The organism is Pseudorhodoferax sp. Leaf267 (assembly GCF_001422405.1).
Lineage (GTDB): Bacteria > Pseudomonadota > Gammaproteobacteria > Burkholderiales > Burkholderiaceae_C > Pseudorhodoferax.
In genome coordinates, this window is the sequence record NZ_LMMV01000025.1 from 232,821 (window position 1) to 249,861 (window position 17,041).

The 17,041-nt window shown below is 70.0% G+C and carries 15 protein-coding genes and 1 pseudogene; 9 read left to right on the top strand and 7 right to left on the bottom strand.

What is annotated here, in order from left to right:
- Nucleotides 1-139 precede the first annotated feature (139 nt).
- From ASF43_RS26245 to ASF43_RS26260, 4 genes and pseudogenes are all read right to left on the bottom strand, one after another.
- A pseudogene (locus ASF43_RS26245) lies at nt 140-1,129 on the bottom strand (ELWxxDGT repeat protein); the annotation flags it as partial.
- A gap of 8 nt (nt 1,130-1,137) precedes the next feature.
- On the bottom strand, nt 1,138-1,743 hold the full coding sequence (locus tag ASF43_RS31885) for a ThuA domain-containing protein (protein ID WP_056188038.1): 606 nt from the start codon (nt 1,741-1,743) through the stop codon (nt 1,138-1,140).
- The gene (locus ASF43_RS31890) at nt 1,740-2,195 is read right to left on the bottom strand and encodes a ThuA domain-containing protein (protein ID WP_235578371.1); all 456 of its coding nucleotides are present in this window, start codon (nt 2,193-2,195) and stop codon (nt 1,740-1,742) included. Before ASF43_RS31890 ends, ASF43_RS31885 begins: the two co-directional genes overlap by 4 nt.
- Nucleotides 2,196-2,251: 56 nt before the next feature.
- Complete coding sequence (locus ASF43_RS26260) at nt 2,252-2,857, bottom strand: ThuA domain-containing protein (protein ID WP_056188043.1); 606 nt, start codon at nt 2,855-2,857, stop codon at nt 2,252-2,254.
- Between the two features lie 799 nt (nt 2,858-3,656).
- Between ASF43_RS26260 and ASF43_RS26265 the strand changes: the two genes are divergently transcribed.
- The gene (locus ASF43_RS26265; protein WP_056188046.1) at nt 3,657-4,199 is read left to right on the top strand and encodes a PEP-CTERM sorting domain-containing protein; all 543 of its coding nucleotides are present in this window, start codon (nt 3,657-3,659) and stop codon (nt 4,197-4,199) included.
- Between the two features lie 74 nt (nt 4,200-4,273).
- Here ASF43_RS26265 and ASF43_RS31895 read toward each other — a convergent pair whose 3' ends face one another.
- Nucleotides 4,274-5,092, bottom strand: coding sequence for a PEP-CTERM sorting domain-containing protein (locus ASF43_RS31895; protein WP_056188049.1), 819 nt, complete (start codon nt 5,090-5,092; stop codon nt 4,274-4,276).
- 67 nt (nt 5,093-5,159) lie between these two features.
- Complete coding sequence (locus ASF43_RS26275) at nt 5,160-7,193, bottom strand: PQQ-binding-like beta-propeller repeat protein (protein WP_056188051.1); 2,034 nt, start codon at nt 7,191-7,193, stop codon at nt 5,160-5,162.
- Between the two features lie 244 nt (nt 7,194-7,437).
- Between ASF43_RS26275 and ASF43_RS26280 the strand changes: the two genes are divergently transcribed.
- Nucleotides 7,438-8,259, top strand: coding sequence for an IclR family transcriptional regulator (locus ASF43_RS26280; RefSeq protein WP_056188054.1), 822 nt, complete (start codon nt 7,438-7,440; stop codon nt 8,257-8,259).
- Between the two features lie 68 nt (nt 8,260-8,327).
- Nucleotides 8,328-8,681 carry a heavy metal-binding domain-containing protein gene (locus ASF43_RS26285; RefSeq protein WP_056188056.1) on the top strand — a complete coding sequence of 118 codons (354 nt, stop codon included), beginning with the start codon at nt 8,328-8,330 and terminating at the stop codon, nt 8,679-8,681.
- Nucleotides 8,682-8,690: 9 nt separating this feature from the next.
- Here the strand turns inward: ASF43_RS26285 and ASF43_RS26290 are convergent, their stop codons facing one another.
- Nucleotides 8,691-9,773: an adenylate/guanylate cyclase domain-containing protein gene (locus ASF43_RS26290; RefSeq protein WP_056188059.1), complete on the bottom strand. Its 1,083-nt coding sequence runs from the start codon at nt 9,771-9,773 to the stop codon at nt 8,691-8,693.
- A 114-nt stretch (nt 9,774-9,887) separates the two neighbouring features.
- Between ASF43_RS26290 and ASF43_RS26295 the strand changes: the two genes are divergently transcribed.
- The 6 genes from ASF43_RS26295 to pyk all read left to right on the top strand — a co-directional run bounded on the left by ASF43_RS26295 (nt 9,888) and on the right by pyk (nt 17,034).
- Entirely contained in the window at nt 9,888-10,658 is a 771-nt protein-coding gene (locus tag ASF43_RS26295) for an SDR family oxidoreductase (protein WP_056188062.1), read from the top strand.
- Nucleotides 10,659-10,733: 75 nt separating this feature from the next.
- Nucleotides 10,734-11,642 carry a 4-hydroxyphenylpyruvate dioxygenase gene (locus ASF43_RS26300; protein WP_056188065.1) on the top strand — a complete coding sequence of 303 codons (909 nt, stop codon included), beginning with the start codon at nt 10,734-10,736 and terminating at the stop codon, nt 11,640-11,642.
- Nucleotides 11,643-11,647: 5 nt separating this feature from the next.
- Complete coding sequence (locus ASF43_RS26305; RefSeq protein WP_056188594.1) at nt 11,648-12,556, top strand: sugar phosphate isomerase/epimerase; 909 nt, start codon at nt 11,648-11,650, stop codon at nt 12,554-12,556.
- A gap of 420 nt (nt 12,557-12,976) precedes the next feature.
- Nucleotides 12,977-14,305, top strand: a complete 1,329-nt coding sequence (locus ASF43_RS26310; protein ID WP_056188068.1) for an MFS transporter — start codon at nt 12,977-12,979, stop codon at nt 14,303-14,305.
- Nucleotides 14,306-14,318: 13 nt separating this feature from the next.
- On the top strand, nt 14,319-15,605 hold the full coding sequence (locus tag ASF43_RS26315) for a glycerate kinase (protein ID WP_056188071.1): 1,287 nt from the start codon (nt 14,319-14,321) through the stop codon (nt 15,603-15,605).
- A 13-nt stretch (nt 15,606-15,618) separates the two neighbouring features.
- The gene (gene pyk, locus ASF43_RS26320) at nt 15,619-17,034 is read left to right on the top strand and encodes a pyruvate kinase (RefSeq protein WP_056188074.1); all 1,416 of its coding nucleotides are present in this window, start codon (nt 15,619-15,621) and stop codon (nt 17,032-17,034) included.
- Nucleotides 17,035-17,041: the final 7 nt, after the last annotated feature.

Genomic DNA, 17,041 nt, shown 5'->3' on the forward strand with positions numbered 1-17,041 from the left:
CGTTGGAGTGGCCGGCGCCGGGGTGGATGTCGCGCAGCAGCCGCGTGCCGGCCGCCGTGCCGTCGCTGACCCAGGGCTCCACGCCGTGCTGGCCGTCGAAGGCGGCGAACACGATCTTGTCGCCCAGCGCGGTGAGGTGGCTGGGCAGGGCGTTGGCCGGGCCGGGGCGGATGTCGGCCACGAGGGCTGTGCCCTGGGCCGTGCCGTCGCTGCGCCACAGCTCCACGCCGTGGGCCTCGTCCTGCGCCGAGAAGTACAGCCAGCCGCCCGCGCCCGTGAGGTAGCGCGGCGTGGCGCTGTCGCGGCCGGGGCGGATGTCGCGCACCAGGCGCGTGCCGGCGGCCGTGCCGTCGCTGGCCCACAGCTCGCGGCCGTGGCGCCCGTCGTCGGCGGTGAAGAACAGGGTGTCGCCGACCAGGGTCAGCATTTCCGGGGATGCGTCGCCATCGGCGCGGATGTCGGCCACGCGCTGCGTGCCCGCGGCCGTGCCGTCGCTGCGCCACAGCTCGGTGCCGCCGTCGGCATCGCTGGCACTGAAGAACAAGGCGTCGCCGCGCACCGTCAGCTGCCGCGGCATCGACCCCTGCGGGCCGGCGTGGATGTCGGCCACCAGGCGCGTCGTCTCCGGCGTGCCCTGTGTGCGCCACAGCTCGAAACCGTGCCGGCCGTCGTCGGCCGAGAAATACAGCGCGTCGCCCAGCGCCACGAAGCCGTTGGGCAGCGAGCCCTCGGGGCCGCTCTGCAGGTCGGCCACGCGCGTCGTGCCCTCGGTGGTGCCGTCGCTGCGCCACAGCTCCAGGCCATGCACGCCGTCGTTGGCGGCGAAGTAGGCGTGGCCTCGCCACAGCACCAGCCCGCTCGGGTGCGAACCCAGCGGGCCGGGGCGGATGTCGCGCACCAGGGTCTGTGCGCCCGTGCGCACATCGACGGACCACAGCTCGGCCCCGTGCAGGCCGTCGGCCGCCGTGGCCGGCAGCAGCAGCTGCTGCGCAGCCGGCCCGGCGACCACGGCGCCGGGGTGCCGCAGCAAGGGCGCCTGTGCGGGGCCGCCCTGCGCCACGGCGGCTTGCAGCATCACGCAGCCGGCCGCGGCCGGCAGCAGCCATCGGCGCAGGATTCCCGCTGGCATGGCTGGCCCTACTTGCAGAATTCCACGAGGCCCATGGCCGACTTGATGCCGGCGACGATGTGCTTCTGGAACTCGGCCGCGCCGCGGAAGGTGGAGGTGTCGGCCGCGAACGCGCCGCCGTCGTGGCCCAGCGTGGTGACCCACGAGCGACCGCCGTCGTAGTACTGGCACCAGGAGACGGGGTGGAAGCTGCCATGGCCCGGGTGCGTGCCGCGCTTGGTGGCCAGCGAGTTGGTGTCCACCGTCAGCAGGAACTTCACGTTGGTCGGGAACGGCATCAGCGTGTACCACTCGTCCTTGAAGCCGAAGTTGTCGGGCAGCATTTCGGTGGAGGCGTCGTTCTTGTTCACGACGTTGATCGTGCCGTCCTGGTTGGCGCCGTGGTCGTAGAAGTTCGCGTTGCCCAGCAGGCCTTCGTAGTAGGGCCAGTTGTACTCGGTGCCGAAGGCGTTGTGGATGCCCACGAAGCCGCCGCCGCGGCGCATGTACTGGCGCAGCGCATGGCGCGCGGCGTCGAGCTGGGTGCCGCCGGCGGCGGTCTTGCTGTGGTCCCACAGCGCGTCGCGCGTGGGGCTGGCGAAGATGATGGCCTTGTAGCCGTTCAGGCTGGTCATGCGGGCCACGTCTTCGGTCCAGTCGGCGGTGCGTCGCGCGTGGGGCTGGCGAAGATGATGGCCTTGTAGCCGTTCAGGCTGGTCATGCGGGCCACGTCTTCGGTCCAGTCGGCGGTGATGCCTTCGGCAGCCAGCAGGCGGATCAGGCCGTTCTGCACGGCGTTCGCCGGGGCCAGCGTGGGGTTCAGGCCGGGGCCGAGGGCGGGGCCCAGGTTGGCGTGGCGCGGGCCGGCGGTGCGCGAGTAGATCAGCACCTTGTTCGGCGTGCTGGCGAACGCGCCCCAGTCGTTGTAGCAGGACTTGTCGGTGCCGCGGCAGACCTTGTAGTAAGGGTCCAGGCTGCCGGGGGCGGGCGCGCCCATCTGGGCGTTGGCGGCACTGGCCAGGAACAGCGTGGCGGCGAGCGGAAGGGCGCGGCGCACTGCGCGGAGGGCGCGGGAAGTACGGGACATGGTGTTTCCTTGGAATGCGAAGAAGGGTTGGGCCTTGAAGGCCTCGGCGAAGGCGTTCATTTGCAGAAGGGCACCAGGCCCATGGCGGACTTGATGCCGGCCACGACGTGCTGCTGGAACTGGGCCGCGCCCGGGAAGGTGGAGGTGTCGACCGCGAAGGCGCCGGCGTCGTGGCCCAGCGTGGTGACCCACGAGCGGCCGCCGTCGTAGTACTGGCACCAGGAGACGGGGTGCATCTTGCCGTGGCCGGGGTGGGTGCCGCGCTTGGTCGCCAGCGAGTTGGTGTCCACCGCGAGCAGGAACTTCACGTTCGTCGGGTAGGGCATCAGCGTGTACCACTCGTCCTTGAAGCCCCAGCTGGCCGGCAGCATCTCGGTGGACGCATCCTTCTTGTTCACGACCTTGACCGTGCCGTTCTGGTTGGCGCCGTGGTCGTAGAAGTTCGCGTTGCCCAGCAGGCCTTCGTAGTAGGGCCAGTTGTATTCGGTGCCGAAGGCGTTGTGGATGCCCACGAAGCCGCCGCCGCGGCGCATGTACTGGCGCAGTGCATGGCGTGCGGCGTCCAGCTGCGTGCTGCCGGCCGCGCTCTTGGCGTGGTCCCACAGCGCGTCGCGCGTGGGGCTGGCGAAGATGATGGCCTTGTAGCCGTTCAGGCTGGTCATGCGGGCCACGTCTTCGGTCCAGTCGGCGGNTGTGGTCCCACAGCGCGTCGCGCGTGGGGCTGGCGAAGATGATGGCCTTGTAGCCGTTCAGGCTGGTCATGCGGGCCACGTCTTCGGTCCAGTCGGCGGTGATGCCTTCGGCGGCCAGCAGGCGGATCAGGCCGTTCTGCACGGCGTTGGCCGGGGCCAGCGTGGGGTTCAGGCCCGGGCCGAGGGCGGGGCCCAGGTTGGCGTGGCGCGGGCCGGCGGTGCGCGAGTAGATCAGCACCTTGTTCGGCGTGTTGGCGAACGCGCCCCAGTCGTTGTAGCAATTGGGGTTGGTGCCGCGGCAGGCGTTGTACTGCGTGTCGATGGCGCCCGGTGCCGGCGCGCCCTGCTGGGCGTGGAGCGCGGGCGCGAAGCCCGCCGCGCCCGCCAGGGCGAACGTGGCAGCGAGCATGCGGCGGCCATCACCGTCGAATATGCGATGCATGGATTGATTTCCTGTGTGGATTATTGAGACCACTTCCGCATCACCGGTCCGTCATGCGCGAAGTGTTTCTGGGCAGGCGCGTGGGCGCCTGTTGGGTAAATGGGTTGGATAACGTCTCCTCTTCCTTCCTTTTATCGCTTTGGACAGCGTCTACAGCCACTGGAATTGTTTTCCAATGTTGAGGTCAAAAAATGTAACCGTCAAGAGTGCAAATCCGGAAAGACTTTTCAGGTTGCTGGGCTAGACTCGTCTGCCGCCAGATTTATCGAGTTCTGACAATGGGTTAGGGCCTGCACTGGGGTCACTTTTGCAACACTTGGAGTTCCAATGAAACGTTCTGTCATCTACAAGGCCGCCGTGGCAGGCCTGCTGTGGGCCTGCGCCAGCGTCGGCCAGGCCGCCCTCGTCACCCAGACATTGCCCGATTACTCCAGCTCGGACGCGGTCTGGAAGGAATCTCTGGTTCTGAATGTCGGCACCTTCGATTTCTCGAATGTCGGCAATATTGTTTCTGCCACGCTGCGCGGCACCTTCGGTAATGCGTTTTCGAATACCTCGACCGAATCGCGCATATTGGCCGACGGCATCGAAGCCGCCTCGTGCAGCGTCTGGGACAACTGCTACAGCCTGTCCGAGCTGGACGAGCCGGAGGCCTTCAGCTACACGTTCAGCGTGGCCGACCTGGCCTTGCTGTCCGACGGCCTGCTGGCCATCAGCATCGACAAGACCTACGAGGGCTACGTCAACCTGGGCGGCCTGACCCTGGAACTGGACATCGCCGAGGTGCCCGAGCCTGCCAGCGCCGCGCTGATGCTGGCGGGCCTGGCGGGCCTGGGCTGGTCGCTGCGCCGCCGCCGCCCGCAGGCCTGACCCACACGAAGCAAAGCCCGTTGCCGGGCTTCGCTGCTGACCACCGGCCCGCGGGCCGGTTTTTCATGGGCGCTTCAAGCTGCAGGGCGCGGCGCGCGGCGGCGCCGCACGGCCACCAGCGTGCCCAGGCCGGCAGCCAGCAGGGCCAGGCTGCCGGGCTCGGGCACGGCGTTGGCGGCGTAGGCGGCATCGGCCTCGGCGCTGGCCGTGCCGGTCAGGTCGTAGAAGCCGAGTTCGCCGGCCTGCAGCGCGACCGTGACCGTCCAGGTGCCGCTGGCGGTGGCCAGGCCGGAGAGGCTGTCGAAGGAGAACAGGCCTTCTTCGTAGCTGGTCGTCACCGAGTAGTCGTACAGCCCGGCCGTGAACGACATGAACGCGTTGGCGTAGTCGCTGGTGGGGTCGGTGGATGCGCCTTCGACCTGGAGCGACCAGCCCACCGTGAAGGTGACGGTGCCGTCTTCGGACAGGCTGTAGACGCCAGCCTGGTTGCCATAGGCGCGGCTGGTGTGCGTGGGCAGGTCGGCCGGGGCCAGGCTGGTGCGCGTGGCGCTGGCATTGGCCTGCACGAGCTGGTCTGCGGTGGCGCCGACGTTGGCACCGGAATAGGTGGTCTGCGCCGCGACCGACGCCGTGGTCCAGGCGCCCAGGTAGCTGTTCTGCGCGTCGCTGCCCAGCGTGCCGCCGCCCGAGGCGGCTTCGGCGTCCAGCGCCTGGTAGGTCTCGGCGGCCGACCAGCTCAGCGTGCCGCCCGAGACGGTGTAGCTGAAGGAGGTCGTGTCGAAGCGCGCGACGGCGGCCTGGCTGGCCGCGGCGAGCAGGCTCAGGCCCAGCGCGAGGCCGAGCGAGGCGGCCTGGCGCGCCAGGCGCGGGGTGCGGGAAATCGGGTGGTTCAAGGCATGTCTCCGGTTGGGATGGAAAGGGGAGCGGCCCGGCCGCCGTGCAGCGGCCGGGCTCTGGCGATCAATAGACGACGACCTTGCCGGTGGAACGCGGGCTGGTGCAGTCGTTGTAGAAGTACTCGCCCGGCTGGCTGAACGTGTACTGGGCCGCCTGGCCGGGCTGCAGCGGGCCGATGTTGAACAGGCCTTCGAAGAACTGCGTGGCGCAATGCGGCAGCGCGTTGCCGGCCGGGTTCAGGAAGGTCACCGTGGTGCCGGCGGGCACGCGCAGGTGCTGCGGCGCCATGGCGTTCACGGCATCCGATTCGGCCGCGCCGGGCTGGCCGCCCGACCAGGTGCGGTTCAGCGTGACGGTGTTGTTCACCGCGCTGCCTTCCACTGCCGCGGCCGAGATCGGCCGGCGGATGACGGGCTTGGTCGGCTCGGCGGCCTGCGGCACGGTGCCGCCGACCTTGAATGCCCACAGGTGGTCGCCGCGCTGGGCCGAGTCGCCGTAGGGGATGCCCGTGCCGCCGGCGTAGATGGCCATGTACTGCTCGCCGTTCACCTCATAGGTGATGGGGCTGGCGCTGATCGCCGCGCCGGTCTGGAAGCGCCACAGCTCGCGGCCGTTCAGTGCGTCCATGCCCAGCAGGTTGCCGTCAGGCTGGCCGATGAACAGCAGGTCCGAGGCGGTGGTCAGGATGCCGTTGCCGTGCGCCAGCGAGTAGGGCATGTCCTTCTTCCAGCGGATCTTGTTCGTCGCCGGGTCGATCGCCACGATGCCGCCCGTCATCTCGGTGCCCAGCGGGCGCAAGCCGTTGCTGGCCTCCGAGCGCGAGTGCGCCACGGCGACATAGGCCTGGCCGGTGTAGACCAGCTTGGTGCTGTGGCTGAACGAGACATGGCTCCAGTCGCCGCCGCCGCCCTGGCCGGGGATGGACAGGATGGGCTCGTCCCAGTGCGCCGCGTACAGGCAGCCGCGCTTGAAGTTGGGCACGGCGCGCGAGGGGCCGCTGTCGGTCACGCACAGCGATTGCCAGGCATCGCCGCGCGGGTAGGGCTGCGTGGGCCAGGTGTTCTGGCGCGCGTCCTGCGGCACGGGCTTCTCGTCGATGCCGATCAACGGCGTGCCGTCGCGGCGGTCCAGGATGTACCACATGGCCGTCTTGCTGCCGTAGATCACGGCCTTGCGCGGCTGGCCCTTGACGGTCACGTCCGCCAGCACGGGGGCGTTGACGTTGTCCATGTCCCAGATGTCGTGGTGCACGGACTGGAAGTGCCACTTGTAGGCGCCGGTCTTGGCATCGGTGGCGACGATGGAGTTGGCGAACAGGTTCTGGCCCGGGCGCTGCGAGCCGTCCTGCGAGGAGCCGCCGCGCGCGTTGCCGAAGGTCCAGTAGACGAGGTTCAGCTCGGGGTCGACCGCGGGGTGGATCCAGGGCGTGGCGCCGCTCTGCGGGCCGCCGCCCCAGGTGTCGTAGCCGAACTCACCGGCGCCCGGGATGCCGAAGAAATACCACTTCAGGTCGCCGTTGCTCGCGTCCAGCGCCAGCGCCGCGCCGCGCGAGCCGTCGTTGGTGCCCAGGTAGAGCAGGCCATCGTGGTAGACCACGGCGACCTTGGCGACGTTGCCGTAGCCGTTGATGGCCTTTTCCCAGACCACCTGGCCCGTGTCCTTGTTTAGCGCGACGACGGTGTTGCCGGTGGCGATGGTGTAGACCAGGCCCTGTCCCACGGCCGGGCCGCGGCGCGTGATCGTGCCCTTGCCGGGGTAGACCCAGCGCGTCTGGCCGGTCACGCCGTCCACCGCATGCAGCTTGCCGAGCGCCGACTCGATGTAGAGCACGCCGTCCTTGACGATGGTCGTGCTCTGGTTCGTGCCGGTCGTGATGCCGCCCTCGATCTCGTTGAGCCAGATCGCGCCCAGCTGCTTCACGTTGGCCTTGTTGATCTGGCGCAGGGAGGAGTAGTTCTGGTTGCCCAGGTTGCCGCCGACCTTCTCGACGTCGCGGGTCGTGGGCTCGCAACACCCGGGTGACTGGGCGAAGGCGGATGACGCGGTCGCCAGGACCCCCAGCGTCAGGATCAGGGAAGGAACGGTCGCAAGGCGCATTGGATAGTCTCCGTCAGTTGGTAAGCGCTCGGCCCTGCCCGGCATCGGTGCCGCGCAGGGTGGTGGTGGATCGCCCCGCCGGGTGGCGGTCGATGTGGAAAGAGTTTCTTTGTGGAATAGTTTTCCATGTTATGTTTTTTGCCCTGCGGTGCGCCTAGGGTTTCCCCGCAACGGTGGATGAACACGGCCGAACGGCACCTGCATGGCGCGCTGATCTGGTACGGCTCGCGCCACAATCGTCGCTATGAGCAGCCCCCTGGAACGTTCCCTGTCCATCCTCGAGTACCTGGCCGCGCGGCCCGAGGGCATGACCTTGTCCACCATCGCGAGCGACCTGGAGCTGCCGCTGTCGGCCTGCCACCGGCTGCTGACCGAATTGGTGCGGTGCGGCTACGTGCGCCAGATGCGCGACCACGGCGACTACGCGCTCACGACCAAGCTGGCCTCGCTGGGCCTGTCCTACCTGGGCGGCTCGGGCATCGTGGACATCGCCCAGCCCGTCATCGACCGGCTGGCCGATGTGTCTGGCGAACTGGTGCGCCTGGCCATCGTGGACGGTGACCGGCTAACCTTCGTGGCCAAGGCGCAGGGCGCCAAGTTCGGCCTGCGCTACGACCCGGACATGGGCATCGACGTGCGCCTGTCGTGCAGTGCGGGCGGCCACGCCTGGCTCATGACGCTGGACGACGAGCGCGCGCTGGAGCTGGTCGTCAAGCAGGGCTTCGGCGACCCGCGCGACTACGGCCCGCGCGCGCCCACGGGCTGGAAGGCCGTGGTCGAGCTGCTGGAGCAGGACCGCGCGCGCGGCTTTTCCATGATCCACGAGATGTACGCGCCGGGCATGAGCGCGCTGGCCGCGCCCGTGCGCCGCCGTGGCGAGCCCACCATCGGCGTGATCACCATCGCCGGCCCCGCCATCCGGCTGACCGAGGAGCGCATGCTGGAACTGGGCGCGCCGCTGCTGTCGGCCTGCGGCGAACTGGCCATGGCCAGCACGGCCTCCCCGATCTTCGCGCGCCGCAGTGCGCCGGCCGCGGCCCCCGCCGACCCGCTCCCCGCCGCCTGAGCCCGCGCCGGCCCGCGCCGAGCGGGTATCGTTCGCGGCATTGGTCAGCAACGCACGAAAGGATCGACATGGGCTGGTTCTCCAAAGCCGACGACGGCTTCTTCCTCGCCACGGTGGTGCCGGACGGCGACGGCGCGCGGGTCGCCAAATTTCTGGGCCTGGTCAACGGCGAGGCCATCATCGGCGCCAACATCTTCCGCGACATGTTCTCGGCCGTGCGCGACGTGGTGGGCGGGCGGGCCGGTGGCTACGAGCGGGCGCTGTCCGGTGCGCGCGACGCGGCGCTGCAGGAGATGATCACGGCCGCCAAGGAGGTGGGCGCCGACGGCATCGTCGGCATCGACTTCGACTACGAGGTGCTGGGCGAGACCAACGGGATGATGATGGTCGCCGTGAGCGGCACGGCCGTGAAGATGGCGTGAGCGGCCGGTCTACGGCCGGCCCATCTCCACGATGCCGTCCACGAATTCCTTGATCGACTGCTGCGCCTTGGCCGCGATCGAGGTGAATTCGACGGGATAGCCGAAGCCGCCGTCGGCCAGCGGCACGACGCGCAGCACCTTGGCGTAGATCTCGGTCAGCTCGCGGCCCATCAGCGACAACGACAGGGAGAAGCAGATGTCGTCGAACGCCTGCAATGCAACGGTGCTGCGCACGAACATGCCGCCGTAGCTGATGTCGCTGATGCGGCCGTCCAGCTTCCTGGCGCCGACCGACTTGCCCTTGAGCCGCTGGAACACCAGCGGCATGTCCACCTCTACGCGCGGGCTGTTGCGGATCTCGCGCTTGGGTGCCACCAGCAGCTGCGGCTTGCGCGTGGACAGCAGCTCGTACATGCGCACCGCGCCGCGCTTGCCCTTGACGCTGACCTCGTTCACGTCGCCGGTCTCGATGAAGCCCTGGGCCTGCTGCCAGGTCGCCTCGGACAGCAGGATCTGCCCGCGCAGGCTGTGCGCCTCGATGCGCGAGGCCAGGTTCACCTGCTCGCCGATCACCGTGTACTCGCTGTGCAGCGCCGAGCCCAGCTGGCCGGCCACCACCTCGCCGGTGTTGATGCCGATGCCCATGTACCACAGTGCCATGCCGTGGCGCTGGTTGTCGGCGTTGATCTCGTCCATGGCGATCTGCATCTCGATGGCGCAGGCGATGGCCGCGCTGATGTCCTCGTCCAGCTGGTCGGGCGCGCCGAACAGCACCATGATCGCGTCGCCCATGAACTTGTCGATGCTGCCGCCCCAGCGCACGATGATCTCGGTCATGCGGGCCAGGTAGCGGTTCAGCGCCTCCACCATGGCCAGCGCCGAGTGCTGCTCGGCGATCGCCGTGAAGCCGCGCAGGTCCGACAGCAGGATGGTCACGCGCCGCATGTCGGCCGCCGCCTCGGGCTGGAACACGCTGTCGACCACGGCGGCGATGCGTGCCTGCCGCGCGCGCGCATCGCCCGCCTGCAAACTGCCGGAATCGACCAGGCCGAGCAGGCGCTCGGCCAGTTGCTGGCGGTGGATCTGTTTCATGGGAAGGCGACAGGTCGTGTCGCGAAGGCGGCAAGCGCGCCAGTGTAGGGGGCTGCGCGGCGGCGTAGCGGCGGATAAGCTGCCGTGCTCACCCCCAATCCACAGCGAGACACCATGCACACCCAAGACCTGTTTTCCCTGGCCGGCCGCACGGCCCTGATCACCGGCGGCTCGCGCGGCATCGGCCGCATGATCGCGCAGGGCTTCCTGGCCCAGGGCGCGCGCGTCTACATCTCGTCGCGCAAGGCCGAGGCCTGCGTGCAGACGGCCACCGAGCTCTCGGCGTTCGGCCATTGCGTGGCATTGCCGGGCGATGTCTCCACCGTGCGCGGCGCGCAGGACCTGGCCGACGCCTTCGTCGCGCACGAGCCCAAGCTGGACATCCTGGTCAACAACGCTGGCGCCGCCTGGGGCGCGCCGTTCGACGACTTTCCCGAGGCCGGCTGGGACAAGGTCGTGAACCTGAACATGAAGGCCCCGTTCTTCCTCACGCTGGCGCTGGCCGCGCCGCTGCGGCTGGCGGCGCAGAGCCGGCCGGCCAAGGTCATCAACATCGCGTCCATCGACGGCATCGGCGTGAACCCGATGGAGACCTACTCCTACGCGGCCAGCAAGGCCGGCCTGATCCAGCTCACGCGGCGCATGGCGCTGCGGCTGATCGAGGACAACATCGTCGTCAGCGCCATCGCCCCTGGCGCCTTTGCCTCCGAGATGAACCGCGCAGCGCGCGACGAGGCCGAAGCCACGGCCCGGCGCATTCCGGCCAAACGCATCGGCACGGACGAGGACATGGCCGGCGCGGCCATCTACCTCGCCTCGCGCGCGGGCGACTACGTGGTCGGCAGCACGCTGACGGTGGACGGCGGCGTGCTGCTCGTGCGCTGAGCAAATCCCTGGGTTCGAGCGGGCTCTCGGCGGCACAATGGGCGCCTTTGCGCCCTGCCGGAGAATGCCCGCACCATGAGTGATCTGCTGCTGAACACCCCCGAGAACCGCGAGCCGCTGCAGGCTTCCTTCAGCGACGCGGCCAACCCGCTGGGGCTCGATGGCATCGAGTTCATCGAGTACGCCACCTCCAAGCCGCAGGCGCTGGGCCAGGTGCTGGAGATGATGGGCTTTCGCCCGATCGCACGCCACCGCTCGCGCGAGATCCTGCTGTACCGCCAGGGCGAGCTCAACATCGTGGTCAACGCGCACGCGGCCGACGCGCCGGGCGCCAACCACGAGGTGCCCTCGATCTCGGCGATCGCGCTGCGCGCGCGCGACGCCCGCGCCGCCTACCGCTACGTGCTCGAGCGCGGCGCCTGGGCCGTGCCCACGCATGCAGAGGTCATGGAGCTGAACATCCCGGCCATCCATGGCGCGGGCGGCAGCCGCATCTACTTCGTGGACCGCTACAAGGAGTTCTCGATCTACGACGTGGACTTCGTGCCGATCCCCTCGGTCGACCAGCGCCCCGCGCCCACGGCCGGCATCCACTTCTTCGGCGTGGTGCAGTACATCGGGCCGCAGCGCAGCAACGACTGGATCGCGTTCTACGCCGAGCTGTTCGGCACCGACCTGATCCCCGACGACCAGCGCTTCGGCATCATGCCCAAGGGCACCTTGTTGCGCACCCCGGCGCTGGACCCGCGCCAGCGCTTCATGCTGCAGCTGGTCGAGCCCGAGCTGTACGTGCACGACGCCGACGAGAAGCTGCAGCGCATCGGCCTGGGCGTGCCCGACGTGCTGGCCGCCGTGCAGGCCCTGCGCGCGCTGGGCGTGGAGTTCGTGGAGACCGAGGCCGCGCACACCGAGCGGCGCGGCGCCATCACCAAGACCTATCTGGGCTCGGTGGTGTTCGAACTCGTGCACAGCGAGCGGGAATGATCGCGATGCCCGCCCTGCACACCAACGGCAACATCGCCGGCTTCGGCATGGACACCATCACGCTGGCCGGCCGGCTGGAGGACAAGCTGGCGGCCATGAAGGCAGCCGGCTTCACGCAGGTCATGCTCAAGGCCAACGACCTCGTGGGCCACCCGGGCGGGCTGGGCGCGGCCGTGCAGGCGGTGAAGGACAGCGGCCTGCGCGGCACGGGCTTCCAGGTGCTGCGCGATTTCGAGGGCCTGTCGGACCACCTGCACCAGTACAAGGTCGACATCGCCAAGAGCATGCTGGAGATGTGCGCCGCGCTGGGCTGCAAGGTGCTGCTGGCCTGCTCGTCCACCTCGCGGCATGCTTCGCACGACCTGGACCACATCGCGCGCGACCTGCGCAAGCTGGCCATGCTGGCCGTGCCGCTGGGCATCAAGATCGCGTACGAGGGCCTCTCGTGGGGCCACACGGTCAACGAGTTCACGACGGCCTGGGACGTGGTCTGCCGCGCCGACTGCCCCAACCTGGGCGTGGGCATCGACAGCTTCCACGTGCTCGCCGCCAAGACCTCGCTCGAAGAGATCGACTACCTGGACCCGCAAAAGATCTTCCTCGTGCAGCTGGCCGACTTCCTGTGGCAGGACACCCCCACCTTCGAGGACCGCATGAACACCGCGCGCACGATGCGCGTGTTCCCTGGCGAGGGCGTGCACAGCGAGCAGGTCGTCGAGCTGGTGCTGCGGCTGGACAAGCTGGGCTACCGCGGCGACTACAGCTTCGAGGTCTTCAACGACGACTTCCTGAACCTGCCGCTGCCCACCGTGGCCGAGCGCGCGCGCAAGTCGGCGCTGTGGCTGGCCGAGGATGTGCTCAAGCGCTCGGTGCCGCTGCCCAACCAGATGCGGTTGAAGGCGATGGTGGGGTAGCCAGCGCGACGGGCGGCCTTTCCGAAGGGCGCTGAACGCTGCGGCTGCTGCATCGCGGCCGGTGCCAGACCAGCGGGCGCGCTCGGCCTGTCCGTTGCAGCCGCCCATGCGTCGTCGACGCCCGGACCCAGCCTGAGGGCAGGGGGCCGGGCGCAGCGGTGGGCGTGGACCTGCTGCGCATCAGGGCCCCGCGCGGGCGTGGCGGCAGCGCCCGCCGCCCCTCCGTACTTCCCCTAGCCGACGACCCGTCCACACGGCGCAAACCGTTGTCGCCATTGGCTATTCCTGCCCGTCGCGGCAGGGTTGACGAGATGTCACTCGGTGTTCGAAAGGGACGTCCCTAGACTGCGCGGCGGTCGCTCCAGCGGCCCCTTGCAGGCTCCGGCCCCGCACGGTCTTCCTGTTCCTTCGGAGACACGCATGACGACAACAACCTCCTCCGCGCCCGGCGAAACGCTGGAGCAAACCGCCTACCGCAAGGTGACCTGGCGGCTCATCCCCTTCCTGTTCCTGTGCTACGTGGTCGCCTACCTGGACCGCGTGAACGTCGGCTTTGCCAAGCTGCAGATGCTCAGCGACCTGCAGTTCAGCGAGACCGTCTACGGGCTGGGCGCGGGCATCTTCTTCATCGGCTACTTCCTGTTCGAGGTGCCGAGCAACATGATCCTGCACCGCACCGGCGCGCGCGTGTGGATCGCCCGCATCATGGTCACCTGGGGCGTGATCTCCTCGGCCATGATGTTCGTGACCACGCCCACCATGTTCTACGTGCTGCGCTTCATCCTGGGCGTGGCCGAAGCCGGGTTCTTCCCCGGCATCATCCTGTACCTCACCTACTGGTTCCCCTCGCAGCGGCGCGCGCGCGTGGTGGCGCTGTTCATGACGGCCATCGCGGTGTCCGGCGTGGTCGGCGGGCCGCTGTCGGGCTGGATCATGCAGGCCTTCGCGGGCATGAACGGCTGGAAGGGCTGGCAGTGGCTGTTCCTGCTGGAAGGCCTGCCCTCGGTGCTGATGGGCGTGGCCGTGTTCTTCTACCTGGACGACCGCATCGCCGATGCGAAGTGGCTGACCGCCGACGAGAAGCGCGTGCTGAGCGAGAACATCGCGCGCGACGAGGGCGGCCGGGCCGAGCACAGCATCTCGCAGGTCTTCGGCAACCCCAAGGTGTGGCTGATGGCCGGCATCTACTTCTGCTTCATCATGGGCCTGTACGGCATCAGCTTCTGGCTGCCGCAATTGATCAAGGCGGCCGGTGTCAGCAACGTGCTCGACGTCGGCCTGCTGACCTCGGTGCCCTACGGCCTGGCCGCCGTCGCCATGGTGCTGGCCAGCCGCAGTTCCGACCGCACCGGCGAGCGCCGCTGGCACACCGCCACGGCCGGCTTCGTCGGCGGCATCGGCCTGGTGCTGAGCGGCATCTTCGGCGGCGACGTGGTGCTGGCCATGGCCTCGCTGAGCCTGGCGACCATGGGCATCCTGAGCAGCCTGCCGCTGTTCTGGACGCTGCCCACCGGCATGCTGCGCGGCGCGGCAGCGGCGGCCGGCATCGCCATGATCAACGCGTTCGGCAACCTGGCCGGCTTCGTCAGTCCGTTCATGGTGGGCAGCATCAAGGACGCGACCGGCAGCACCACCTCGGGCCTGTACGTGCTGGCGGCCAGCCTGGTGCTCGGTGGCGTGCTGGTGCTGCTGGGCGCGCGCAGCGCGTCGGCCACGCTGCCGGCCGGTGTGTCGCCTTCGCGTGGCTGAACGGACCATGGCCATGACCCTGCCATCGCCGGGCCCGGACCACCGGCCGCTGCTGCGCAGCCTGTTCGATGCCGCCATCGCCGCCGCGCAGCCGGCGCTATGCCTGCCGGCGCACCTGCCGCCGCGCCCACGCGGGCGCACCATCGTGGTCGGCGCGGGCAAGGCCTCGGCCGCCATGGCGCGTGCGCTGGAGGACCATTGGGACGGCCCGCTGGAAGGTCTGGTCGTGACGCGCTACGGGCATGCCGTGCCGTGCAGCCGCATCGAGATCGTCGAGGCCGCCCACCCCGTGCCCGATGCGGCCGGCCTGCGCGCCACGCAGCGCATCCGCGCGCTGGTGCAGGGGCTGACGGCCGACGACCTGGTCATCGCGCTCATCTCCGGCGGCGGCTCCTCGCTGCTGGTGGCACCGGGCGAGGGTCTGGACCTGGCCGACAAGCAGGCCGTCAACAGTGCGCTGCTGGCCAGCGGCGCCAGCATCTCGGAGATGAACTGCGTGCGCCGGCACCTGTCGGCCATCAAGGGCGGCCGGCTGGCGGCCGCCTGCCACCCGGCGCGGCTGCACACGCTGCTGATCTCCGACGTGCCGGGCGACGCGCCGCTGGACATCGCCTCCGGCCCGACGGTGGCCGACCCGACCACCTGCGCCGACGCGCTGGCCATCGTGGCGCGCTACCGCATCGCATTGCCGCCGGCGGTGCGCGCCTTGCTGGAGAGCGGCCAGGGCGAGAGCGTCAAGCCCGGCGACCCACGCCTGGATGGCCACACGCTGGCCACCATCACCACGCCGCAGGCCGCGCTGGAGGCCGCCGCCACCGTGGCGCGCGCCGCCGGCTACACGCCCTGCATCCTGGGCGACAGCCTGGAGGGCGAGTCGCGCGACGTGGCCAAGGCCATGGCCGGCATCGCACGCCAGGTGGTGCTGCACGGCCAGCCGTTCCAGCCGCCCTGCGTGCTGCTGTCGGGCGGCGAGACCACCGTCACGCTGCGCGGCACGGACGGGCGCGGCGGGCGCAACGTCGAATTCCTGCTGGCGCTGGGCGTGGCGCTGGACGGCCTTGCCGGCGTGCACGCGATCGCCGGCGACACCGATGGCGTCGATGGCGCCGAGGAGATCGCCGGCGCGCTGCTGGCGCCCGACACGCTGGCCCGCGCCTGGGCACAGGGCGTGAACCCGCGCCACAGCCTGGACCGCAACGACGGCCATGGCTTCTTCCAGGAGCTGGGCGATTCGGTCGTGACCGGCCCCACGCTCACCAACGTCAACGATTTCCGCGCGATCCTGATCGACCGCGCCTGAGGACCTTCATCCCATGCTGCATTCCCAAGCCAAGATCGTCGCCACGCTGGGCCCGGCCAGCGGCGACCGCGCCACCATCGAAGCGCTGGTGCGCGCGGGCGCCGACGTGTTCCGCCTGAACTTCAGCCACGGCAGCTACGAGGACCACCGCGCGCGCTACGCCACCGTGCGCGCGGTCGAGGCCGAGCTCGGCCGCCCCCTCGGCGTGCTGCTCGACCTGCAGGGCCCCAAGCTGCGCATCGGCACCTTCGCTGCCGGCCCGGTGACGCTGCAGGAGGGCGCCGAGTTCCGGCTCGACCTGCAGTCCGATGGCCCCGGCGACGCGACGCACGTGCAACTGCCGCACCCGCAGATCTTCGCGGCGCTGGCGCCGGGCGTGGAGCTGCTGCTGGACGACGGCCGGATCCGCCTGCAGGTGCTGCGCTGCAGCGCCGACCAGGCCCACACGCGGGTCGTCAACGGCGGGCTGCTGTCCGACCGCAAGGGCGTCAACGTGCCGGGCGTGGTGCTGCCGCTGTCCGCGCTGACCGACAAGGACCGGGCCGACCTGGACTTCGGCCTGTCGCTGGGGGTGGACTGGGTGGCGCTGTCCTTCGTGCAGCGCGCCGAGGACATTGCCGAGGTCCGGGCCATCGCGCAGGGGCGCGCCGCCATCGTCGCCAAGCTGGAGAAGCCGGCCGCCATCGACGCGCTGGAATCCATCCTGGCGGTGACCGATGCCGTGATGGTGGCGCGCGGCGACCTGGGCGTGGAGATGCCGGCCGAACAGGTGCCGGCGATCCAGAAGCGCATCGTGCGGGCCTGCCGGCGGCGCGGCCTGCCGGTGATCGTGGCCACGCAGATGCTGGAGTCCATGGTCAGCGCGCCGGTGCCCACGCGGGCCGAGGCGTCCGATGTGGCCACCGCCATCTACGACGGCGCCGACGCGGTGATGCTGTCGGCCGAATCGGCCTCGGGCCGGTACCCCCGCGAGTCGGTGGCGATGATGGCCCGCATCATTGCGCAGACCGAGGCCGACCCGCACTACCGCGACGCACTGGACGCCTCGCACACGCCGGCCGGCGCCAACAGCGCCGACGCCATCGGCAGCGCGGCGCGGTCGGTCGCCGGCCTGCTGGACGTGGCGGCCATGGTGGCCTACACCAGTTCGGGCGCGTCGGCGCTGCGCATCGCACGCGAGCGGCCGCGCGCGCCCATCCTCGGCATGACCCCCAGCCTGGCCACGGCGCGCCGGCTGGCGCTGGCCTGGGGCGTGTACCCGGTGCATTGCGCCGACGTGGCCAGCGTCGCCGAGATGACGCAGCTGGCCCAGCAGACCGCCGTGGCCCAGGGCCTGGCCCAGCCGGGCCAGACCCTCGTGATCGCCGCCGGCCTGCCGTTCGGCACCTCCGGCACCACCAACCTGCTGCACATCGCGCAGGCCCTCTGAATCCTCC